Consider the following 20,720-nt stretch of genomic DNA (forward strand, 5'->3'; position numbering starts at 1 on the left):
TATCGGGGCCAGTCGGATATCGTCAGGACCGCCGAATGCACGCTTCTACCCCCGCCGAACCGTTGCCCCCCACCCGGACGCTGACGCGTCCGCAGCAAGTGCGCTGGCTGGGGATCGTCGCGGCGGTGCTCGTCGGGATCGCCCTGCTCGTACTGATCGTCGGCAAGCTGACGCACCATGAGCCCGCACCCACCCCGACCACGCCGCCGGGCACGCTGCGTCTGACGCCGCAGCAGATGGCGTCGTTGACAACGATGCGGGTCGGCGTGGCGGCGACGGGCGAGCGGACGCTGGCGACCGGCGCGATCACCGTCGACGGCAACCGGTCGACGCCGGTGCTGATGCCCTATGCGGGTCAGGTCGTGCGGGTGCTTGCCGATGCGGGCCAGCGCGTGAAGCAGGGCCAGCCGCTGCTGCTGATCAAGACGAGCGACTTCGTCGATGCGCGCAGCGGCCTGTTCGCCGCGCGTGCGGCCTATCAGAACGCACAGGCGCAACTCGTCGCGGCGCAGCGCACCGCGGACCGCCAGCAGCAGATCTACCAGACCGCGGGCGGCGCGCTGAAGGATTACCAGCAGGCGCGCGCCGATCTGGTCGCGGCGCAGGCGAGCGCACGCACCGCGGCGGCGTCGCTGGGCGCGGCGCGCGACAAATTGTCGATCCTGGGCAAGTCGCAGGCCGAGATCGCGCGGCTGGAAAGCGTCGGCGAGGTGTCGGGCATCCACGACGTCACGACGCTGCACGCCCCGATCGGCGGCCTGATCGCATCGCGCGACGTGGCCGCGGGCCAGTATGTGTCGCAGGGCGGCGACAAGCCGGTGATGACGATCACCGACCCGTCGCGCGTCTGGCTGGTCGCGCAGGTCGCGGAGAGCGACGCGAGCGACGTCCACCTCGGCGATACGGTGACCGTGACGACGCCGGCGCTGCCGGGGCGGACCTTCTACGCGACGATCGACCTGGTCGGCGCGGCCCTCGATCCGCAGACGCATCGCCTGCCGGTCCGTGCCACCATCGCAAACCCCGATGGCGCGCTGAAGCCGCAGATGTTCGCCAGCTTCGCGATCCGCAGCCGCCGGCAGGCGGAGGCGATCCGCGTCCCCGCCGCGGCGGTGATCCACGAGGGCGACGCGGCGCGCGTCTGGGTGGTACGGCCCGACGGGCTGCTCGCCGCGCGCAGCGTGCGCACGGGCGATTCGACCGACGGACAGGTGTCGATCACCGACGGCCTGAAGCCAGGCGAGCGGATCGTCACCGCGGGCGCGCTATTCGTGAACGAGGCGGGCCTGGGCGAATGAACCGGATCGTCTCCTTCGCGCTGCGCCAGCGCCTGCTGATCGTGGGCGTGTTCGTCGCGATGCTGGTCGCGGGCGTGATCGGCTTCGCGAACCTGAATATCGAGGCCTATCCCGATCCGGTACCGCCGATGGTCGAGGTGATCACCCAGACCAAGGGGCTGTCCGCGGAGGAGATGGAGCGCAACGTCACCATCCCGATCGAGGTCGGCATGGCGGGCATCCCCCATATGACGGCGATCCGCGCGATCAGCCTGTTCGGCCTGTCCGACATCAAGATCCAGTTCACCTACGACTACACCAACGAACAGGCGAAACAACAAGTCATCAATCGCCTGTCACAGTTGCCGCCACTTTCCGGGGGGGCGCAGCCGTCGATTTCGCCGACCAGTCCGGTGGGTGAAATCTTCCGCTACAAGCTGACCGCGCCGCCGGGTTATTCGGTGATGGACCTGAAGACGATACAGGACTGGATCCTCGACCGCCGGTTCAAGCGGATTCCGGGCGTGATCGATGTGACCGGCTGGGGCGGCAAGCTGCGCACCTATGACGTCGTCATCGACAACGACCGGCTGGTCGCGCACAACGTCTCGATCCCGGCGGTGCTGACGGCGCTGTCCAAGAGCGACGGCAACGTCGGCGGCCAGACGATCAACTTCGGCAGCCAGGCGGCGATCGTGCGCGGCGTGGGCCTGATCCAGTCGGTCGGCGGGATCGAGAACGTGCTCGTCGGCACGGCCAACGGGCAGCCCATCCTGCTGAAGGACGTCGCCCATGTGACGATCGGCAACGCGCCGCGGCTGGGCATCGCGGGCTACAACGACCAGGACGACATCGTGCAGGGGATCGTGCTGATGCAGCGCGGCGCCCAGTCGATGCCGACGATCAAGGCGGTGCAGAAGGAAGTCGCCGACATCAACGCGTCCGGTATCCTGCCGCCCGGCGTGCAGCTGCAACGGATCTACGACCGCTCCGACCTGATCAACCTGACGATCCACACCGTGCTGGAGAACATGGTGGTCGGCATCCTGCTGATCTTCGCGCTCCAGTGGGTCTTCCTCGGCAATCTCAGGAGCGCGGTGATCGTCGCCGCGACCATTCCCTTCGCGCTCGCCTTCGCCATCCTGCTGCTCGTGCTGCAGGGGGAGAGCGCCAATCTGCTGTCGGTCGGCGCGCTCGACTTCGGACTCGTCGTCGATGCCAGCGTGATCATGGTGGAGAATATCTTCCGCCACATGGTCGAACGGTCCGCGCACGTCGAAAGCGGCAGGGGGCATTACACGGTCGCCAACCGCTTCTCCGCGGTACTGGGGGCATCGAGCGAGGTCAGCCGCGGCATCTTCTTCGCGGCGGCGATCATCATCGCGAGCTTCCTGCCCCTGTTCACGCTGACCGGGGTCGAGGGCCATATCTTCGGCCCGATGGCGAAGACCTACGCTTATGCGATCACCGGCGGCCTGCTCGCGACCTTCACCGTCGCACCGGTGCTGTCGACGCTGCTGCTGCCGGACAAGCTGTCGGAGGTGGAGACGTGGATCGTCGGCAAGCTGCGGCGCGCCTACGAACCGGCCGCGGCGTTCGCGCTCGGCAACCGCGTCCTGGCGATCGGCGGCGGCGTCATCATGCTGCTGCTGGCGGTGGTCGGCATACGCTCGCTGGGCATCGAGTTCCTGCCGCACCTCGAAGAGGGCAACATGTACATCCGCGCGACCATGCCCGCGTCGATCAGCCTCGAGGCGGGTCAGCCGATGGTCAACCAGGTGCGCCGGATCATCATGCGCTATCCGGAGGTGCAGTCCGTCCTGTCGGCGCAGGGCCGGCCCGATGACGGGACCGATTCGACCGGCTTCTTCAACGCCGAATTCTTCGTGCCGCTCAAGCCCTTCGACACCTGGCCCAGCGGCGTCACCAAGGAGACGATGACCGACGAGCTGTCGAAGAAATTGCAGCAGCGCTTCCCCGGCGTCGATTTCTCTTTCTCCCAATATATCGAGGACAATGTCGAGGAGGCCGCGTCGGGCGTGAAGGGCGCCAATTCGATCAAGCTGTTCGGTCCCGACCTGCCGACGCTCGAGAAATATGCCGATCAGATCAAGGATCAGATGGCCAAGGTACAGGGCATCACCGACCTTGGCGTATTCCAGTCGCTGGGCCAGCCGACGGTGCGCATCGACGTCGATCGGCTGAAGGCGGCGCGCTACGGTCTGACGCCCGACGACGTCAACGCGACCGTGGCGGCGGCGATCGGCGGTAATTCGGTGTCGGACCTGTACGAGGCGGGGACCGACCGCCACTTCCCGATCGTCGTCCGCCTGAAGCCGGCGCAGCGCGACTCGATCGAATCGGTCAGCCAGATCGCCATCGCGGCGCCGGCACCCGACGGGACCGGCACGATCCAGGTACCGCTGTCGCAAGTCGCCGACATCAAGCTGACGACGGGTGCCTCCTTCATCTACCGCGAGCATCAGGAACGCTACATACCGATCAAATTCTCGGTGCGCGGGCGCGACCTGGGCGGCGCGGTGGAAGAGGCGCGGACGCGTATCCAGCGCAACGTCCATCTGCCCGCCGGCTACCATCTGGAATGGGCGGGCGAGCTCGACAATCTCAAGAACGCCATCGCGCGGCTGGAGATCGTCGTGCCGATCAGCCTCATCGTCATCCTGCTGCTGCTCTACGCCAATTTCGGCTCGATCCGCGACAGCCTGCTGGCGTTCAGCGCCATTCCGATGGCCATCGTCGGCGGTGTGATCGCGCTGGCGCTGACCGGCACCGCGTTCAGCATCTCCGCGGCGATCGGGTTCGTCGCGCTGTTCGGGATCGCGGTGATGGACGGCATCCTCGTCGTCACGACCTACAACAACGCGATCGACGACGGCGCGCATCCCGACGTGGCGCTGGCGACCACGGTCCGCAACAGCCTGCGCCCGGTGGTGATGACCTGTCTCGTCGCGGCGATCGGCCTGCTTCCCGCCGCCTTGTCGCACGGCATCGGCAGCCAGGTGCAAAAGCCGCTCGCGCTCGTCGTGGTCGGCGGCATGACGCTGGCGCCCGTGCTGATCCTGCTGCTGCTGCCGGTGCTGATCGCGCGCTTCTCGCGTCGCGTGCCGCCGGACCTGCGCGGCGCGCATGGCCGCGACGTCAGTCATGCGGAGGACGCCCGTCATGGAGGGGACGGGGATCCGCTCGCACAGGACGGGGAGGCGCTGGCATGACGCATGGGAAGACGCGCGCGCTGGCCCAGCTCGGCTTGGCCGGCCTGCTCGCCGGGTGCAGCATCGGGCCGCGCGATCTCGATCCGCATGCGGCGCTGCCGCCCGCGCCGGCGGCCGTGCGCATCGCGCCGATCGGTGGCCCGGCACAAGCGACGGGGGAGACGGCGGTTGCCGCCGACTGGTGGACCGCCTTCCGCAACCCGTCGCTCGACGGCCTCGTCGCGGAGGCGCTGGCGCACAGCACCGACGTGGCGGTGGCGGAGGCGACGCTGCGTCAGGCGCGGGAGCAGGCGCGTGTCGCCGGCGCCGCGCTGCTGCCGCAGGCCGATGCCAGTTACCAGGCGCAGCGAACGCGCGTGTCGAACGCGCTGTCGCCGGCGGTGGCCGACCAGAACCAGCAGCTCTATACGCTCCAAACCGCGCAGGCGACGGTGACCTATGACGTCGACCTGTTCGGCCTGAACCGCAATCGCCTGCGGTCGGCGCGTGCGGCGGCAGCGGTGCAGGCGCATCGCCTGGACGCGGCGCGGATGACGGTGGTCGCCAACCTCGTCACCGCCGTGATCACGCGGGCGAGCCTCGCGGAGCAGATCGCGGCGGCGCAGACGAGCATCCGCGTCAATCGCGACATATTGGGCAAGATCCAGCAGCGCCAGCGACTGGGCGACGTGGGCCTCGCCGACGTGGCGACGCAGCAGACGGCGCTCGCGACCGCAGAGGGCGTCTTGCCGCCGCTGATCCGCGCGGAGGCGCAGCAGCGCGTGCTGATCGGCACGCTGATCGGTCGGGCGGCGGGGTCGCCGCTGCCGGCGCTGCCCGACATGGCCTCGCTGACGCTGCCCGAGACCTTGCCCGCGGTGGTGCCGTCCGACCTCGTCGCGCGCCGTCCCGACGTGCAGGCGGCCGAGGCCCAGCTCGTCGGCGCGGGCGCCGATGTCGGGACCGCCATCGCCGCGCGGCTGCCGAGCATCCAGCTCAGCGCCAGCGCCGGCGGCGCGGCGCAGCGGTTCGGCGACCTGTTCGCGACCGGCAATCCGTTCTGGAGCCTGATCGGCGGCATCACCCAGCCGATCTTCCACGGTGGTGCGCTGCGCCATCAGCAGAAGGCCGCCGAGGCGGCGCTGGAAGGGGCCAAGGCGCAATATCGCGCGGCGGTGCTCCAGGCGTTCGGCGACGTCGCCAATGCGCTGACGGGCCTGCAGACCGATGCGGACGCGCTGACGGCCGCGACCCGCGCGAGCGACGCGGCGACGCAGGCGCTGACCTTCGCGCGGCGGCAGCTCGCGCTGGGCAGCGTCGGATCGCTCCAGTTGCTGAACGCGACCGGTGCGGACGCGCAGGCGCGCGCGCAGCTGATCCAGGCGCGCGCCGCGCGGCTGACCGACACGGTGGCGATCTTCCAGGCGGCGGGTGGTCCGATCGCGACACCGGCGACGCAGGCTCCGCCGCCGCGCTGATCGGCGCGGGTCGCCGCGCGCCCGGGGCGGGGGATCGCGGCGGCGCTTGCGGCGTTCGGACGTCGGCGTCTAGCGACGCATCGACGATCGTGCCTGCCTTCGACGGGCGGGCTCCGTCGCGGCCTGGCCGCGGTGGCAGGAGGTTTGAACAGTACGATGACGACGATCCGCGTGCGCTGGCTCTTGATCGTTGCGCCCGTGCTGGCGCTCGCCGGCTGCGCGACGCCGGTCGCGCCGCCGCCGGTCGTCGCCACGCTGCCGCCGCCGCCACCCCCACCGCCGACGATGCCCGCGGGCGGCTATGCCGGGATGGAGATACCGAACAAGCGCGAGGACGGCACCTTCGTCACGCCCAATTTCCGGATGACCGACGCGGCGGCGGTCTGGCACCTGCGCGGCGCGCTCAATGTCGCCGCGCTGGCGTGCGACGGCGCGGGCGGCGGGGTGGTCGGGCCGTATAACGCCTGGCTCGTCGGCCATGCCGCCGGTCTCGACCGCTACGTCAAGAAATATCGCGACGAATGGGCGGACACGGGCTGGAGCGACTGGGAAGCGGCTTTCGACGCCAACCAGACGCGGCTGTACAATTTCTACGGCGCGCCGGCGCTGCGCGTCGCGTTCTGCGCCGTCGCGCGACAGGAGATCGCCGCGGTGCTCAACGTTTCCGATGCCGATCTTCCCGCCTTTGCGCGCGGCTCGCTCGGCCGGCTCGACCATCCGTTCATCGCCTTCTTCGGCGCGTTCGAGAAATGGCGCGACTATTACGAGCCACGGGTGACGCCGCCGCCGGTGGTCCCGACGCTGCCACCGCAGCCCGCGCCTGCGGCTGCCATCGCGCAGGTGCCGGTGCCGGGCGAAGGCGCGGCGATGACCGCGGACACGGGGGCGCAGGCGCAGGCATCGACGGCGGCCGGCGAAACGCCGGCGCCCGCGACGCAGGCCACGACGCCCGCGTCACCGCCCGAGGCGCAGGCTCCGATGCCCGCCGCGACGACACCCTGATGTGCGGTCCAGCCGCGCGGGATCGGCGCGGCGGCGCTGCCATGCAGGTGGATCAGGCGCCGGTCGACCGTCAGATCCAGCTCTGCAGCCACATCCAGCGATGGAAGGCGCCCGGCCCGTCGAGCGCAGTGGCGGCGAGGATCGGGTAGAAATGGACGAACAGCACCGCCGACAGTAGTAGAAAGCCTTCGTCCCAATAGGCCAGCTTCGTGCGCCAGTGATCGAGGGCGACCGCGATCGCGATGCCGAGCCAGATGCTCGACAGATAGTAATAATAGAAGAAGCCGAGCGATTTGGGGATGATCGCCCACATCGCGATGCTGGCGGCCCATAACAGTCCCGCGAGTGTCGGCGCCGCCGCTCGCGCGCGCATTCCTGCCCAGAGGCAGGCAGCCACCGCGACCAGGCCGCCCCACATCACCGCCGGGTTGCCGAGCATCAGGATGCCGCGCTGCGCGCCATCCGCCCGTTCGTAGAGATACCAGATCGGGCGATAGTCGAACGGCCAGCTGTACCAGGCTGACTGATAGCTGTGCGGTGGCAGCACCTCCGTCTGCTGCCGATACATGTCGAGCTGGAAGGGCAGGAGCCGATCCAGCGTCAGCGGCGCACTGGCGTAGAGGAAGGCGGGCCAGAACGTGGCGAAATAGACGAGCGCGCTCGCCACGCCGAGGATGGCGAGCCCGGCCCACCACGGCATGCCTGCCCAACGATCCGTCCGGCCACGCCCCAGCACCAGGAAACCGGCTCCGGCGAGCGGGATATAGGGTAGGGCGGTCCACTTGCACCCGACCGCAAGCCCCAGCAGCGCGGCACCGAGCAGCCAGCGCCACCACACCGCCGCCCCTGCGCCGCGCATGGCCCAGAGCAGCGCGGCGAGTCCCAGCACGACGAAGGCAGCCATGAACCCGTCGAGCATCGCGATCCGGGCCTGCACGAAGACGGTGAAGTCGAGCAGGGTCAACAACGACCCGATCACCGCCGGTCGCAGCCGGCCGAGCCCGAGCCACAGGATCGCGAACACCCCGAGCACCACGCCCGTCGCCGCCAGCGTCGACAGCGCACGCCAGCCGACCGGATCGTCGCCGAACACGCGAATGCCGAGCGCGATCAGCGTCTTGCCGAGCAGGGGATGTTCGGTGTTGGTCGGCCCCCACAGCCGTCCGAGCACCTGCGCCGCGGGGACGTAATGCACCTCGTCGAAGACATAGCTGTGCGGCGTGGCAATTCGCCAGCTGAACAGTCCCTGCGCGAGGAGCCCGATCGCGGCAGCAGCGGGAAGGGGACGGGAGAGGGCACGCACGCGGCACGTTGTTCCCGCTGGCGCGGCGCTTGGCAAGGCGACACGCGTCCTCCCGCGACCCTTGCTCCCCGCGCGTCTTCCCGGCAAAGCGGACGCCATGAAGCGCAAGGCAGGCCAGGACCGTTCGATCACCCAGTCGTGGCGCCCCGCGACGCTCGCGGTGCGCGGCGGCACCGCGCGCAGCGAATATGGCGAGACGAGCGAGGCGCTGTTCCTCACCTCCGGCTACACCTACGACCGGGCGGCGGACGCGGCGGCGCGCTTCGCCGGCGAGCAGCAGGGGATGACCTATTCCCGCCTGCAGAACCCGACCGTCGAAATGCTGGAGCAGCGGATCGCGCTGCTGGAAGGCGCGGAGGCGTGCCGCACGATGGCGAGCGGCATGGCCGCGATGACCGCAGTGCTCCTCTGCCAGCTCCAGGCGGGCGATCATCTGGTCGGTGGTCGGGCGGCGTTCGGGTCGTGCCGATGGCTGACCGACACGTTGCTGCCAAAGTTCGGTATTGCGACGTCGATCGTCGATGCGCGCGACCCGCAACAATTCCTCGACGCGGTCCGGCCGGAGACCAAGGTCTTCTTCTTCGAGACGCCCGCCAATCCGACGATGGACGTCGCCGACCTGGCGGCGATCTGCGCCATCGCGCGCGAGCGCGGCATCACGACCGTCGTCGACAACGCTTTCGCCACGCCCGCGCTGCAGCGGCCGATGGATTTCGGCGCCGACGTGACCGCCTATTCGGCGACGAAGATGATGGACGGGCAGGGGCGCGTGCTCGCCGGGGCGGTGTGCGGCACCGAGGATTTCATCACCAACACGCTGTTGCCGTTCACGCGGAACACGGGCCCGACGCTCTCCCCGTTCAATGCCTGGGTGGTGCTGAAGGGGCTGGAGACGCTGGATCTCCGGATCATGCGCCAGTCGGAGAATGCGCTGGCGGTCGGCCGATTCCTCGAGGCGCGCGTACCCCGCATCCTCCACCCGGGCCTGCCGAGCCATCCGCAGCACGATCTCGCGATGCGCCAGATGCGTGCGACCGGGCCGATCTTTGCCTTCGAGGTGGAGGGGCGCGAGCAGGCGCATGCGTTGCTCGACGCGCTCCTGCTGATCGACATCTCCAACAACATCGGCGATTCGCGCTCGCTGATGACGCATCCTGCGTCGACCACGCATGCCGGCGTGTCGGCGGAGACGCGTGCGGAGATGGGCGTCACCGAGGGCATGTTGCGCCTGAACGTCGGTCTCGAGGATCCGCAGGACCTGATCGACGACCTCGATCAGGCGCTGAAGATCGCCGGATTGTGAGGACGGGACGGTGAAGCAGTTGTTTCCGCATGCCGCGACGACCGACGGCGTCACCGTGCGGGTGTCGGTCAGCTACCTTTCGGACCAGTCGGAACCTGCACGCGGCCGCTGGTTCTGGGCCTATCATATCCGGATCGAGAACGCGACGGCGGCACCGGTACAGCTGCTGACGCGTCACTGGATCATCACCGACGGTCGAGGCGCGCGGCATAGCGTCGAGGGCGAGGGCGTCGTCGGCGACCAGCCGGTGATCGCGCCGGGCGGCAGCTACGATTACGTGTCGGGCTGTCCGCTCGGGACTCCTTCCGGGGCGATGCAGGGCAGCTACCGCATGATCGGCGCCTGCGGCGATACGTTCGACGTCGCCATTCCGCGCTTTGCGTTGATCGCGCCGGCGGTGGAGACATGAAGCGTACGCACCTGCCGCTGAACGGCCTGCGCGTGCTCGACGCGGCGGCACGGCACCTGTCGTTCACGCGCGCCGCGGACGAACTGGCGGTGACGCCGGCGGCGGTCGGCCAGCAGATCCGCGCGCTGGAGGACACGCTGGGCGTCGTCCTCTTTCGCCGCACGACGCGCGGGCTGGAGCTGACGCCGGAGGCGGAGGCGGGACTTGCACCGCTGCGCGACGGTTTCCTGCAGTTCGAAGAGGCGGTACGCGCCATGCAGGCGGGCCAGTCGTCCAAGTCGCTGACCATCGCCGCGCCGCGCGACGTGACCGAGAAATGGCTGATGCCGCGTCTGGCGGCGATCGCGGCGCACGATCCCGACCTGCGCTTCGTGCTGCTGCCGGCCGACAGCCATGGCGGCGGCACCGCGCTCGATTTCACCGAGGCCAACCTCGACCTTGCCATCCGCTGGGGCGAGGGGCCGGGTGAACACGAGGGCGAGGCGCTCGAGTCGGAAGGCATGGTCACCGTCACCGCGCCGGGCGGCGCCACGGCGAGGATCGGCTGGCCGGGGGACGGTGATGGCCAGGCGCTGGTCCGCGTCGCCGACGCCGGCCTCGCGATCGACGCGGCGGCCTCGGGCCTCGGGCAGGCGGTGGTGCCGGAAATGCTGGCGGCACGCGACATCGCCGCCGGGCGGCTGGTCGTGACGGGCGAGCCGCAACCGTCGCGCCTTGGCTATTGGTTGGTTGCGCCGCTGCCGCAATGGCGGCAGGCGAAGGTGCGGGCGCTGGTCGACGCGCTGACCGCGTGACGCCGACCGCAGCGCCGACCCCGACGCTGGCGACGACGCGGCTGACGCTGCGACCGCGGGTCCCGCGGGACGCCGACGCGCTGTTCGCGACCATGGCCGACCCGGCTGCGATGCGCTGGTGGTCGCACGCGCCATTCGACAGCGTCGCCGCGCTGCGCGCGCATTTCTCTGCCGACGGCGAAGGCCCCTGGCGTGCCTGGGCGATCACCAAGACGGGGGAGGACCATGCGGTCGGCTTCGTCGCGGCCGGTCCGAAGCGGCAGGGCGGGGTCGCAGAGATCGGCTATCTGCTCGCCTTGCAGGTGACGGGCCGGGGGATCGCGCGCGAGGCCGTGGCCGCGGTGATCGAACAGCTGTTCGGGGAAGGCTATCGTCGGGTGTTCGCCGACACCGACCCCGACAATCAGGCGTCGATCCGTCTTCTGGAGCGCCTCGGCTTCGTCCTGGAAGGGCGGCTGCGCGGCGAGTGGCAAACGCATATCGGCGTGCGCGATTCGCTGATTTACGGGTTGCTTGCGGACGAGTGGTCATATGCGCCATCGGGCGACCGCCGGCACGGCGGGGCATAGGCCCGGCGCCTCCTTCGGAACCGCGCCGGAGAAACGCGGTTCATCCCAGCGGAAGGTCGTCATGCGCTGCCGTGTCCTGCTGCTGGGGTTCGTCGTCGGTACATCTTTGTGCTGCGGTGCTTGCTCGGGCGAGGACAAGGAGGCGCGGCGCCGCGCGGCCGGGGCGGCACCCACGCGGGCGGCGCTAGCGTCGGTCGCCAGCGCATCCGCCGGCGCCGCGCTGTTTGGGCGATGCGCCGCCTGTCATCCGATCCGCCGCGGCGCACCCGACCGCAACGGTCCGAACCTGTTCGGCGTCATGGGAAAGCCGGTCGGGCAGAACAGCGCCCGCTTCGGCTATACCGCGGCGTTGCAACAGGTCGGCGGGCGGTGGACGCCCGACCGGATGGATGCGTGGCTCGCCAATCCTCAGCGCTTCGCGCCGGGTACGTCGATGGGATTCCCGGGGCTCGCCGACCCGCTCGATCGCGCCGACATCATCGCGTATCTCGCCGCGCAGCGCTGATCCAACGTCGTCTTCGGCTCAGCGGCCGATCAGCCCTAAAGCGCGCATCGCCAGCGCGGCGAACTTTCCCTCGTCGACCGCCGCATCGGTGCGATGCCAACCGCCGACGAGCGCATACCAGCGGCCGTCCTTCGTCCGGACCAGATAGGACAAAGCGATGACGCCGGGTTCGGACCCGCCCTTGAAACCAACATAGTCGAGCCGTCGCGCGGTGCCCGGATCCGTTCCCGCATTGATCGCCAGGATGGCACGCACCACCGGTCCTGCGTCGCGCAGGTCGGCGAGCAGGCGGACCACGTCCCGGGGTGCGGCGAACCATTCGACGCTGTCGGTGGCGAGCGGTGCGCCGGCAAACATCATCGGGTCGAGCGGCGCGGCGGCCAGAGCCGGGCCGATCCTTCTCAGCATCGCGCGCCGTGCCTGCGCATCCGCGGCGGACCAGCGCTGTGTCAACGTGCCATCGGCCTTGATCGCGAACGCCTCGCGCGTCGTCAGGACCGGCCCAGACCCGCCGTAGCGCGCGGCAGTGGCATCGACCGCGTCGCGGCCCAGCAGCGCGATCAGCGTATCGGTCGCGGTATTGTCGCTCACCGCGATCATCAGCGTCGCGAGCGACTGCACCGTCATCGGTGTCGCGCGCGGCCAGGATTGCAGGATACCCGTCGGCAGAGAGGGCGTGCCCGTCGGCACCACCTCGTCCCAGCGATGCGTGCCCGCCGCGATCTGCCGTGCCAGCTCGGCCAGTACCCACAGCTTGAACGCGGAGCCGAGCGGCATCGGCCGTGCATCCTGGATGGCCAAGGATGGCGGCTGCTTGCCGTCGAGCGCGTAGAGCGCCAGCGCGGCCTGGCCGGGCAGGGCAGCAAGGTCCGCGGCGATATGTGCGGCGGAATCGTCGGCGACCTGCGTACCGGTGACGAGCAGGCCGGTGACCGCGTGGGGCGCGGCGAGATCGATCGCCAGCCGCATCGTTGCCGTGCCCCGTTCATAGGCGATCGTCAGTTGCGCCGACCATCGCCCCTCGGGCGCGATCGTGACGACCCGCAGCGGCGCGCCGAGGCTCGCGCGCAACTGCGCCGCAAGGGCATCGAATCGCTCTTTTGGGACCGCCGTCTGGAAGGCGGGCGCGAAGTAACGGTCGAAGACGTACCTGCCCGCCAGCACGTCGATCAACTGATGCGCCCGCTGGCCGAGCTGCGGCTCGATCGCCTGCGCCTGCGCCTGTTGCTGCGCCCACGCGGGGGTGGACGGGGTCAGCATCAGCGCGGCAAGCGCGGCGGGAGCGGCCTGGCGGATCAGCTCTTGAGCTTCCAGCCGCGGCGCAGCAGCAGATAGCAGGCGATGCCGAGCGCGACGTCCGCGGCGAGGATCGCGACGCTGCCGACCAATATCGGCGAGTCGGCGGTGCCGAGGAAGCCATAGCGGAAGCCCGAGATGATGTAGAAGAAGGGGTTGGCGTGGCTGAACGCGCGGAACGCCGGAGCGAGCCGATCGACCGAGTAGAAGGTTCCCGACAGGAGCGACAGCGGCGCGATGACGAAATTGGTTACCGCCGCGGCATGGTCGAACTTCTCCGCCCAGATCGAGGTCAGCACACCGAGAAAGGCGAGGAAGCCGGCCCCCAGGAATCCGAACCACAGCACCGCGAGCGGATGGCTGACCGCAACGTGCACGCCCGGATAGAGCGCCATCGCACACCAGCATATGAAGCCGACGAGAAAGGCGCGGGTCATCGCGCCGCCGACCAGCGCGGCGAGCAGCTCCGCGGTCGACAGCGGCGGTTGCAGATAGTCGACGATCGTTCCCTGGATCTTGCCGACGAGCAGCGAGAAGCTGGCGTTGGCGAAGGCGGGGCCCATCATGCCCTGGCTGATGATCAGGCCGGGCGCGATGAAGTCGGCGAAGGGGATGACGACGCCGCCGACATGCACGGGGCTTTTGGCGCCCGTCGCAATGGTGAAGACGACGAGGAACAGCAACGTGGTGATCGCCGGCGCCCATAGCGTCTGGAGCTGGACCTTGAAGAACCGGCGCACCTCCTTCACATAGAGGGTCTTCAGGCCGCCCCAGTTCACGTTCCGGATCACCGGGACGCCGGGTGCGGACCGGATCGCCGAAGGAATTTGGCCGATTGGGGGCTGGCTGCTCATGCGCCAAGCGGGTAACCGCAGCGGCTGCCGCCTGCAACCCGGCTGACGTGTGAGTGAGGAAAGACCATGTCCTGGACCGACGAGCGGATCGATACGCTCAAGACGATGTGGGAGGCGGGGCAGACCGCCAGCCAGATCGCCGATGCGCTCGGCGGCGTCAGCCGCAACGCCGTCATCGGCAAGGCGCACCGCCTGGGGCTGCAGTCGCGCCCATCGCCGGTGAAGCCCAACGATCCCGAGGCGAAGGCGGCGGAGCCTGCGCCGGCCGAGCCGGCAGCGGTCACCCCGCCGCCGCCGCCGCCCGCGCCCGTCGCCGCTGCGGAACTGGAACCGGAACCGGAACCGGATTCGGATCCCGATCCGGAACCCGTGCGCGCCGCGACTGTCTCGTCCCCGGCGGCGGAACCGCCGGTGCGCGATCCCCAGCCGGTGCTGCGCTCGGTCGGGCCGGGCGGCTTCGTCCGCCAGGCGCCGGGCGAGCAGCAGGCGCCCTCCACGCCCGCGCCGCCGCGCCGCCTCGTCCCCGCGAAGCCGTCGCCGGAGATCGCGGGCAAGACGACGTTGCTCGATCTCAACGACCGTATCTGCAAGTGGCCGATCGGCCATCCGGGCGAGCCGGACTTCCACTTCTGCGGCGACAAGGTGAACCCCGGCTTCCCCTATTGCGTCGAGCATTGCGGGCACGCCTACCAGGCGCAGCTTCCGCGCCGCGACCGCCGTCCCCCGCCGCCGCTGCCGTTCGGCGGACCGCGCGTGCGCTGATTCCGGCGCAGCCGGTCAACACCTCCCGCAGCGTCTGGCTGGCGCGTGCGCGCGACATTTCGCGTGCACGCGACGTTCGTCGGCCTGGCGTCAGCCGCGTGGTTGGTGGGGCGCCACTGCCGGTGACCGCCGATCGGATCGGGAGGCCGAGAGCGATGCATGCGGCACGCTGCCGCGATGGTGAATCAAACCGTTTTGGCCTTTATACGGTATCAAAGTACAACCACAAATCATTGATCGAGATCATAAAATAGCAAGTAATTGCTGTCATCTCGGTTGTATGACCTACCGGATCGACTTGCTGGCGCGTCACCATCGGCACCTGCTCGACGTTATAGCGGCCGCTCACCCGCTCATCACGGAACGTCATCGTGATGCGGATACCCACGGCCTCCGCCACCTGAGGCGCGAGTTGGAGGAGGCGCTCATGGCGTACGAGCGCTTCATCCGCGAAGAGATCTGCGACCGTTCGCTGTGGAGTCGGGTCGACGACGCGACCGCGGATGCTCGCGCGCTTCTTGCGTCATGTATCCAGTTGCGCAGCGACTATGACCAGTTCGTCGCGCGATGGAGCGCGACCGACGCGCAGATCAGCTGGCCGCGATATCGGTTGAGCGCGCTCTGCATGGTCCAGCAGTTCCGCGACCACGTCATCGAGGCCGCCCTCATGTCCAAACGCTGGATAGGCGACGAGGCGGCCTAGCACGCCGTGCGCGGATCACCGTGCGCGACCCGGCCGCCTGACGGCCGGCCTGGCGCGGTGATCCGGGAAATCAGCTGCCGGGGGGTGGCAAGTATCTGACGGCACGCACGCAAATCGATCGTCGCGATCCGATTACGGCCCCGTGCTTGTCCCCCCGCGCTTGCCCTAAGCGCCGCCGTACCCCATACGTTCGCACATGGCCGACGATCTGTTCGCTTCCTCCTCCCCATCCGCATCGCACAGTTACGACGCCTCCTCGATCGAGGTGCTCGAAGGGCTGGAGCCCGTACGCCGGCGTCCCGGCATGTACGTCGGCGGGACCGACGAACGCGCGCTGCATCATCTTGCCGCCGAGGTGCTCGACAACGCGATGGACGAGGCGGTGGCCGGCCATGCGACGCGCATCGAGGTGACGCTGGAGCCGGGCAACCGGCTGACAATCGTGGACAATGGCCGCGGGATTCCCGTCGATCCCCATCCCAAGTTTCCCGACAAGTCGGCGCTCGAGGTCATCCTGTCGACGCTGCACTCCGGCGGCAAGTTCGCTGGCAAGGCCTATGCGACCAGCGGCGGCCTGCACGGCGTCGGCGTTTCGGTGGTCAACGCCTTGTCGAGCGACACGGTGGTCGAAGTGGCCCGCGATCGGCAGCTCTACCGCCAGCGGTTCAGTCGCGGACAGACTGTGGGGCCGCTCGAGCACGTCGGCGCGGCTCCCAACCGGCGCGGCACGTCGGTCGCGTTCACGCCGGACACCGAGATTTTCGGACCCGAACTCGGCTTCAAGCCCAAGCGCTTGTACCAGCTCGCGCGATCGAAGGCCTATCTGTTCGCGGGCGTCGAGATCCGGTGGAAGTGCGCGCCCTCGCTCGTCGAGGGAACCGATACGCCGGCGGAGGCGGTGTTCCAGTTCCCGGGCGGGCTTGCGGACCATCTGCGTGAGCAGATCGGCGGACGCGAGTGCGCGACGGCGGACTTCTTCGCGGGGCGGCAGGACTTTCCCGGGGAACAGGGGCGCGTCGAATGGGCGGTCGCGTGGCCGCTGTGGAGCGACGGCAGCTACAGCTGGTATTGCAACACCATCCCGACGCCGGACGGCGGCACGCACGAACAGGGGCTGCGTCAGGCGCTGGTGCGGGGCCTGCGCGCCTTCGGCGAGCTGGTGAACCAGAAGAAGGCGAAGGACATCACCGCCGACGACGTGATGGTCGGCAGCGAGCTCATGCTCAGCGTCTTCATCCGCGATCCCCAGTTCCAGAGCCAGACCAAGGACCGGCTGACAAGTCCGGAGGCGGCCGGACTGGTCGAAAAGGCGGTGCGCGACCATTTCGACCATTGGCTCGGCCACAATATGGAGCGCGGCAAGGCGCTGCTCGGCTACGTGCTCGACCGCATGGACGAGCGGCTGCGCCGCAAGGCGGAACGCGAGGTCAAGCGCAAGACCGCGACCTCCGCGCGCAAGCTGCGGCTGCCCGGCAAGCTGACCGACTGCGCCGCCGACTCGCCCGAGGGTACCGAATTGTTCATCGTCGAGGGTGACTCGGCGGGCGGCTCGGCGAAACAGGCGCGCGACCGGAAGACGCAGGCGATCCTGCCGATCCGCGGCAAGATCCTGAACGTCGCATCCGCGACCAGCGCCAAGATCCTGGCCAACCAGGAGATCGCCGACCTGATCCAGGCGCTGGGCTGCGGCACGCGCAAGGATTGCGTGCCGGACAATCTACGCTACGAGCGCGTCGTCATCATGACCGACGCCGATGTCGACGGTGCGCACATCGCGACGCTGCTGATGACCTTCTTCTTTCAGGAGATGCCCGATCTGGTGCGGCGAGGGCACCTTTATCTCGCACAGCCGCCGCTCTATCGGCTGACGAGCGGCGCGAAGTCGCTCTACGCGCGCGACGACGCGCACCGTGCCGAACTCGAACGCACGGCGTTCAAGGGCAAGAAGGTCGAGGTCGCGCGCTTCAAGGGGCTGGGCGAGATGAACCCGCAACAGCTGCGCGAGACGACGATGGACCCGAAGACACGCGGCATGATCCGCATTACCCTGCCGCAGGAATATGAGGAGCGCGCCGGGGTGAAGGATCTGGTCGATCGCCTGATGGGCAACAATCCGGCGCACCGCTTCGCCTTCATCCAGGAAAACGCCGCGCGGCTCGATGAGGAGGCGATCGACGCATAATTTTGGCGGCTCATGGTCCGTATCGATGAGCAATGCAGGCAGGTCTTGCAGCGGCGCTGGACTCACCATGAAAACTTAGCCACGCTGTGATGTGGGAGATTAGTCATGATGATACTCGCGTTGTTCGCCTTGCAAGCCGCCAGTGTCGTCTCCCCTTCCGCACCGTCAGACAACGGCGACGATACGATCGTCGTAACGGCGACGCGCCTCAAGGATACGAGGGAGGCGTGGGAAGCGTGCCTTGCGAAAGGTTGCCCCCCGGATAAGGAAATGCGGGCCGGTATCGCTTACGCCAACGCCTTGTTCCTGAATGGCGACTTTCCGACCGCACGCCAGACGTTGTCGCAGGCGCAGCGACGCAACGATCGCTATGCGAAGACTTACCCGACCCTTGTTTCCGATCTCGCACGGGTGAACGCCAGGGTTTCGTCCTTCGATGGCCAGCCCATTTTTGCGATGGACCAGACGCTGCAGGCGGTCTCAACGCTGAAGCAGGGACTGGCGAGCCAGGACGCGATCGTGATGATGCAGCGGCTGGAAACGGGCGACCAGATGGCCCGCGCGGGGCGCATGGAAGCCGCGTCGAGCATCTACCTGAAGGTGGCGCGTGCGGCCGAGCGGCACGGGCTCGGTGCCGTACGTGGACACGCCTTGTTCCGTGACGCCGTGCTCATCTCGGCGGCGGCGAGCGTCAATCCTGACTATAGGGTGCGCGCGCGTCGTGCGGTCGCCAAGATCGCGGCCGACAGGGACCCTGCCATGGCGCCATTTCGCGATGGGCTGACGCAATTGTCCGCCCGTATCGCCCTGCTGGAGGACAAGCATTCCGATCCCGCGGCGGCGGCGAAATTTTCGCGTGTCCGTTCGCCGGATGCCGTGGCTCTCCTTTACGAACCTCTGTTCGACTATCAGCGCTCGGGCCTGACTGACTCGACCGCTATGGGTAATTCGGCTGAGTGGGCCGATGTCGCCTTCTGGGTTCGTCCCGACGGTCGCGTCGATGACGTCGAGGTGCGGCAAACTTCCGACAATAAGCCAGGGGCATGGCTGCCATTAAAGCTCAAGCTCGTCGCGCAGCGGCGCTACACGCCCTTCGATGCCGCGCCCGATTCGCCCGGCCTCTATCGTGTGGAGCGTTATGCGATGGTGCACGACATGGTCATGCCGACGGGCACCCACGCCTATATCAGGTCGCGGACGCCGAGGCTCGAAACGATGGATTTGTCGTCCACCTATCGCGGGAAGTCGGTGGCGGTAAATTAGTCGACGCGTGACGGGCCCCGCGGGTACGCGGGGCCGTCCGCCGCCGTCTTCATTTGACGACGAAGGTCACGCCCTGCGCTTCCCAGTCGGCGCGCGTCTGGCAGAGCGTGTCCGGCATCGCCTTGGTCGCCTTGTTGCCCAGGGTCGTCTTGGGCATGCAGAGGCGGCCCTCCTTGTTCTCCTGCATCTTGGCCGTCAGCGTGATCGTGGCAGGGCCCTTCGAGCGGGCAAGCGCGGGAGTCGCGAACGCCGCGGCAAGAAGCGCGGAGGCGATCGTCGCGGTGGCGGCGCGGGTGGCAATCGAGCGATAGGTCATGGTCATTTTCCCTGGCGGAAGTGCTTCTTGAGGCTCCTTGGCCTCCAACCGGGGCACTGCATTAGTCATGCCAAACACCTAAGTTACTGTAAAACAATGATAAGCATCGTGACGGTCTGGCGTGGATTGCGAGGTCCGGGTGGATTGCGCCATGATCTGGCATGATCGTGTCCGGGCGGCACGGTACGTCTCCGGGGTGTTGATTCCCCAATGCCATTCCCGGTAATAGGCACGCCGGGCGGTCCTCGACGGGCCGCCCTTTCTCGTTTGGAGAGAAGGAGACCTTCCGTGACCATTACGCCGCTCATGCCCGTCTACCCACGGTGCGGGGTGCGTCCGGTCCGAGGCGAGGGCTGCTACCTGATCTCCGAGGACGGCGGCCGCTATCTCGACATGGCGGCGGGTATCGCCGTCAACGCGCTGGGCCATGGCCATCCGCACCTCGTCAAGGCGATCGCGGATCAGGCGGCGACGCTGATGCACGTGTCGAACCTCTACGGCAGCCCGCAGGGCGAGGCGCTGGCGGAGCGGATCGTCGCCCACAGCTTCGCCGACACGGTGTTCTTCACCAATTCGGGCACCGAGGCGGTGGAATGCGCGATCAAGACCGCGCGCCGTTACCATTATGCCAACGGCAATCCGCAGCGGCACACGATCATCACCTTCAACAACGCCTTCCACGGGCGCACGATGGGGGCGATCTCCGCCACCAATCAGCCCAAGATGCGCGACGGCTTCGAGCCGCTGCTGCCCGGCTTCGCCTATGCGCCGTTCAACGATCTCGAAGCGGCGCTGGCGCTGGTCGACGAACACACCGCCGGATTCATGGTCGAGACGATCCAGGGCGAGGGCGGCGTGTCGGTGGCGACGCCGGAATTCGTCCAGGGCCTGCGCCAGGCTTGTGACGAGCACGGCCTGCTGCTGATCCTCGACGAGGTGCAGTGCGGCTATGGCCGCACCGGCAAGATGTGGGCGTATGAGCATTATGGCATCGAGCCGGACATCATGTCGGTGGCCAAGGGCATTGGCGGCGGCTTCCCGCTGGGCGCCTGCCTCGCCACCGAAGAGGCGGCGAAGGGCATGGTGATCGGCACGCACGGCTCGACCTACGGCGGCAATCCGCTGGCGATGGCGGCCGGGCAGGCGGTGCTCGACGTCATGCTCGCGGACGGCTTCCTCGACCATGTCGCCACGATGGGCGAGCGGCTGCGCGGCGCGCTGGAGCAGCTGATCCCGAACCACGATCACGTCTTCGAGGGTGTTCGCGGCAAGGGGCTGATGCTCGGCCTCAAGCTCAAGGCCGGGGTGGAACCGCGCGAATTCGTCGCCCATGCCCGCGACAACCACAATCTGCTGCTCGTCGCCGCGGGCGAGAATGTCGTGCGCATCCTGCCACCGCTGGTGATCGAGGATGAGCACGTCGCCGAATGTATCGAGAAACTGTCGGATGCGGCGCGCGTCTTCGCGCCGGCGAGCGACGATTGAACGTCTC

19 protein-coding genes are annotated in these 20,720 nt (G+C 68.5%); 14 read left to right on the forward strand and 5 right to left on the reverse strand.

All coding sequences use genetic code 11. The features are described 5' to 3' along the window. Positions 1-35 precede the first annotated feature (35 nt). From RF701_RS14135 to RF701_RS14150, 4 genes are all read left to right on the forward strand, one after another. Positions 36-1,298, forward strand: a complete 1,263-nt coding sequence (locus RF701_RS14135) for an efflux RND transporter periplasmic adaptor subunit (RefSeq protein WP_308815330.1) — start codon at positions 36-38, stop codon at positions 1,296-1,298. Continuing rightward, positions 1,295-4,510 (forward strand): CusA/CzcA family heavy metal efflux RND transporter, encoded by a 3,216-nt coding sequence (locus RF701_RS14140; RefSeq protein WP_308815331.1) that lies wholly within the window; start codon positions 1,295-1,297, stop codon positions 4,508-4,510. Before RF701_RS14135 ends, RF701_RS14140 begins: the two co-directional genes overlap by 4 nt. Further along, entirely contained in the window at positions 4,507-5,967 is a 1,461-nt protein-coding gene (locus RF701_RS14145; RefSeq protein WP_308815332.1) for an efflux transporter outer membrane subunit, read from the forward strand. Before RF701_RS14140 ends, RF701_RS14145 begins: the two co-directional genes overlap by 4 nt. A gap of 156 nt (positions 5,968-6,123) precedes the next feature. After that, on the forward strand, positions 6,124-6,969 hold the full coding sequence (locus tag RF701_RS14150) for a hypothetical protein (RefSeq protein WP_287977466.1): 846 nt from the start codon (positions 6,124-6,126) through the stop codon (positions 6,967-6,969). Positions 6,970-7,039: 70 nt separating this feature from the next. Here RF701_RS14150 and RF701_RS14155 read toward each other — a convergent pair whose 3' ends face one another. Further along, positions 7,040-8,272 carry a phospholipid carrier-dependent glycosyltransferase gene (locus tag RF701_RS14155; protein ID WP_308815333.1) on the reverse strand — a complete coding sequence of 411 codons (1,233 nt, stop codon included), beginning with the start codon at positions 8,270-8,272 and terminating at the stop codon, positions 7,040-7,042. 97 nt (positions 8,273-8,369) lie between these two features. On the opposite strand from RF701_RS14155, the gene RF701_RS14160 reads away from it, so the two are divergent. The 5 genes from RF701_RS14160 (at position 8,370) to RF701_RS14180 (ending at position 11,852) form a co-directional block, all read left to right on the forward strand. Next, positions 8,370-9,575, forward strand: a complete 1,206-nt coding sequence (locus RF701_RS14160; RefSeq protein WP_308815334.1) for an aminotransferase class I/II-fold pyridoxal phosphate-dependent enzyme — start codon at positions 8,370-8,372, stop codon at positions 9,573-9,575. 10 nt (positions 9,576-9,585) lie between these two features. Continuing rightward, positions 9,586-9,984, forward strand: a complete 399-nt coding sequence (gene apaG / locus RF701_RS14165) for a Co2+/Mg2+ efflux protein ApaG (protein ID WP_210356980.1) — start codon at positions 9,586-9,588, stop codon at positions 9,982-9,984. After that, a complete protein-coding gene (locus RF701_RS14170) occupies positions 9,981-10,778 on the forward strand; it encodes a LysR family transcriptional regulator (protein WP_203308545.1) in 798 nt (265 codons plus the stop codon). Before apaG ends, RF701_RS14170 begins: the two co-directional genes overlap by 4 nt. After that, a complete protein-coding gene (locus RF701_RS14175; protein ID WP_308815335.1) occupies positions 10,775-11,347 on the forward strand; it encodes a GNAT family protein in 573 nt (190 codons plus the stop codon). The genes RF701_RS14170 and RF701_RS14175 overlap by 4 nt, the downstream gene beginning before the upstream one ends. A gap of 61 nt (positions 11,348-11,408) precedes the next feature. Then, positions 11,409-11,852: a c-type cytochrome gene (locus RF701_RS14180; RefSeq protein WP_308815336.1), complete on the forward strand. Its 444-nt coding sequence runs from the start codon at positions 11,409-11,411 to the stop codon at positions 11,850-11,852. Between the two features lie 18 nt (positions 11,853-11,870). On the opposite strand, the gene RF701_RS14185 is transcribed toward RF701_RS14180, so the two are convergent. Both RF701_RS14185 and RF701_RS14190 read right to left on the reverse strand, forming a co-directional pair. After that, a complete protein-coding gene (locus tag RF701_RS14185; protein ID WP_308815337.1) occupies positions 11,871-13,112 on the reverse strand; it encodes a serine hydrolase in 1,242 nt (413 codons plus the stop codon). 35 nt (positions 13,113-13,147) lie between these two features. After that, positions 13,148-14,002, reverse strand: coding sequence for an ABC transporter permease (locus RF701_RS14190; protein WP_210356977.1), 855 nt, complete (start codon positions 14,000-14,002; stop codon positions 13,148-13,150). Between the two features lie 66 nt (positions 14,003-14,068). Here RF701_RS14190 and RF701_RS14195 point away from each other — a divergent pair, with 66 nt between their 5' ends. Then, a complete protein-coding gene (locus RF701_RS14195) occupies positions 14,069-14,764 on the forward strand; it encodes a GcrA family cell cycle regulator (RefSeq protein WP_308815338.1) in 696 nt (231 codons plus the stop codon). 202 nt (positions 14,765-14,966) lie between these two features. On the opposite strand, the gene RF701_RS14200 is transcribed toward RF701_RS14195, so the two are convergent. Continuing rightward, entirely contained in the window at positions 14,967-15,152 is a 186-nt protein-coding gene (locus RF701_RS14200) for a hypothetical protein (protein WP_308815339.1), read from the reverse strand. A gap of 39 nt (positions 15,153-15,191) precedes the next feature. On the opposite strand from RF701_RS14200, the gene RF701_RS14205 reads away from it, so the two are divergent. The 3 genes from RF701_RS14205 to RF701_RS14215 all read left to right on the forward strand — a co-directional run bounded on the left by RF701_RS14205 (position 15,192) and on the right by RF701_RS14215 (position 18,912). Further along, positions 15,192-15,467, forward strand: a complete 276-nt coding sequence (locus RF701_RS14205) for a hypothetical protein (protein ID WP_308815340.1) — start codon at positions 15,192-15,194, stop codon at positions 15,465-15,467. Between the two features lie 196 nt (positions 15,468-15,663). Next, the gene (parE, locus tag RF701_RS14210; protein WP_308815341.1) at positions 15,664-17,649 is read left to right on the forward strand and encodes a DNA topoisomerase IV subunit B; all 1,986 of its coding nucleotides are present in this window, start codon (positions 15,664-15,666) and stop codon (positions 17,647-17,649) included. Between the two features lie 270 nt (positions 17,650-17,919). Beyond that, positions 17,920-18,912, forward strand: coding sequence for a hypothetical protein (locus RF701_RS14215; protein WP_308815342.1), 993 nt, complete (start codon positions 17,920-17,922; stop codon positions 18,910-18,912). A gap of 49 nt (positions 18,913-18,961) precedes the next feature. On the opposite strand, the gene RF701_RS14220 is transcribed toward RF701_RS14215, so the two are convergent. Then, positions 18,962-19,228 carry a hypothetical protein gene (locus RF701_RS14220; RefSeq protein WP_210356973.1) on the reverse strand — a complete coding sequence of 89 codons (267 nt, stop codon included), beginning with the start codon at positions 19,226-19,228 and terminating at the stop codon, positions 18,962-18,964. 288 nt (positions 19,229-19,516) lie between these two features. Here RF701_RS14220 and RF701_RS14225 point away from each other — a divergent pair, with 288 nt between their 5' ends. Then, positions 19,517-20,713, forward strand: coding sequence for an aspartate aminotransferase family protein (locus RF701_RS14225; protein ID WP_210356972.1), 1,197 nt, complete (start codon positions 19,517-19,519; stop codon positions 20,711-20,713). Positions 20,714-20,720 lie beyond the last annotated feature (7 nt).

The sequence above is a fragment of the Sphingomonas sp. GV3 genome (assembly GCF_031082075.1).
Lineage (GTDB): Bacteria > Pseudomonadota > Alphaproteobacteria > Sphingomonadales > Sphingomonadaceae > Sphingomonas > Sphingomonas beigongshangi.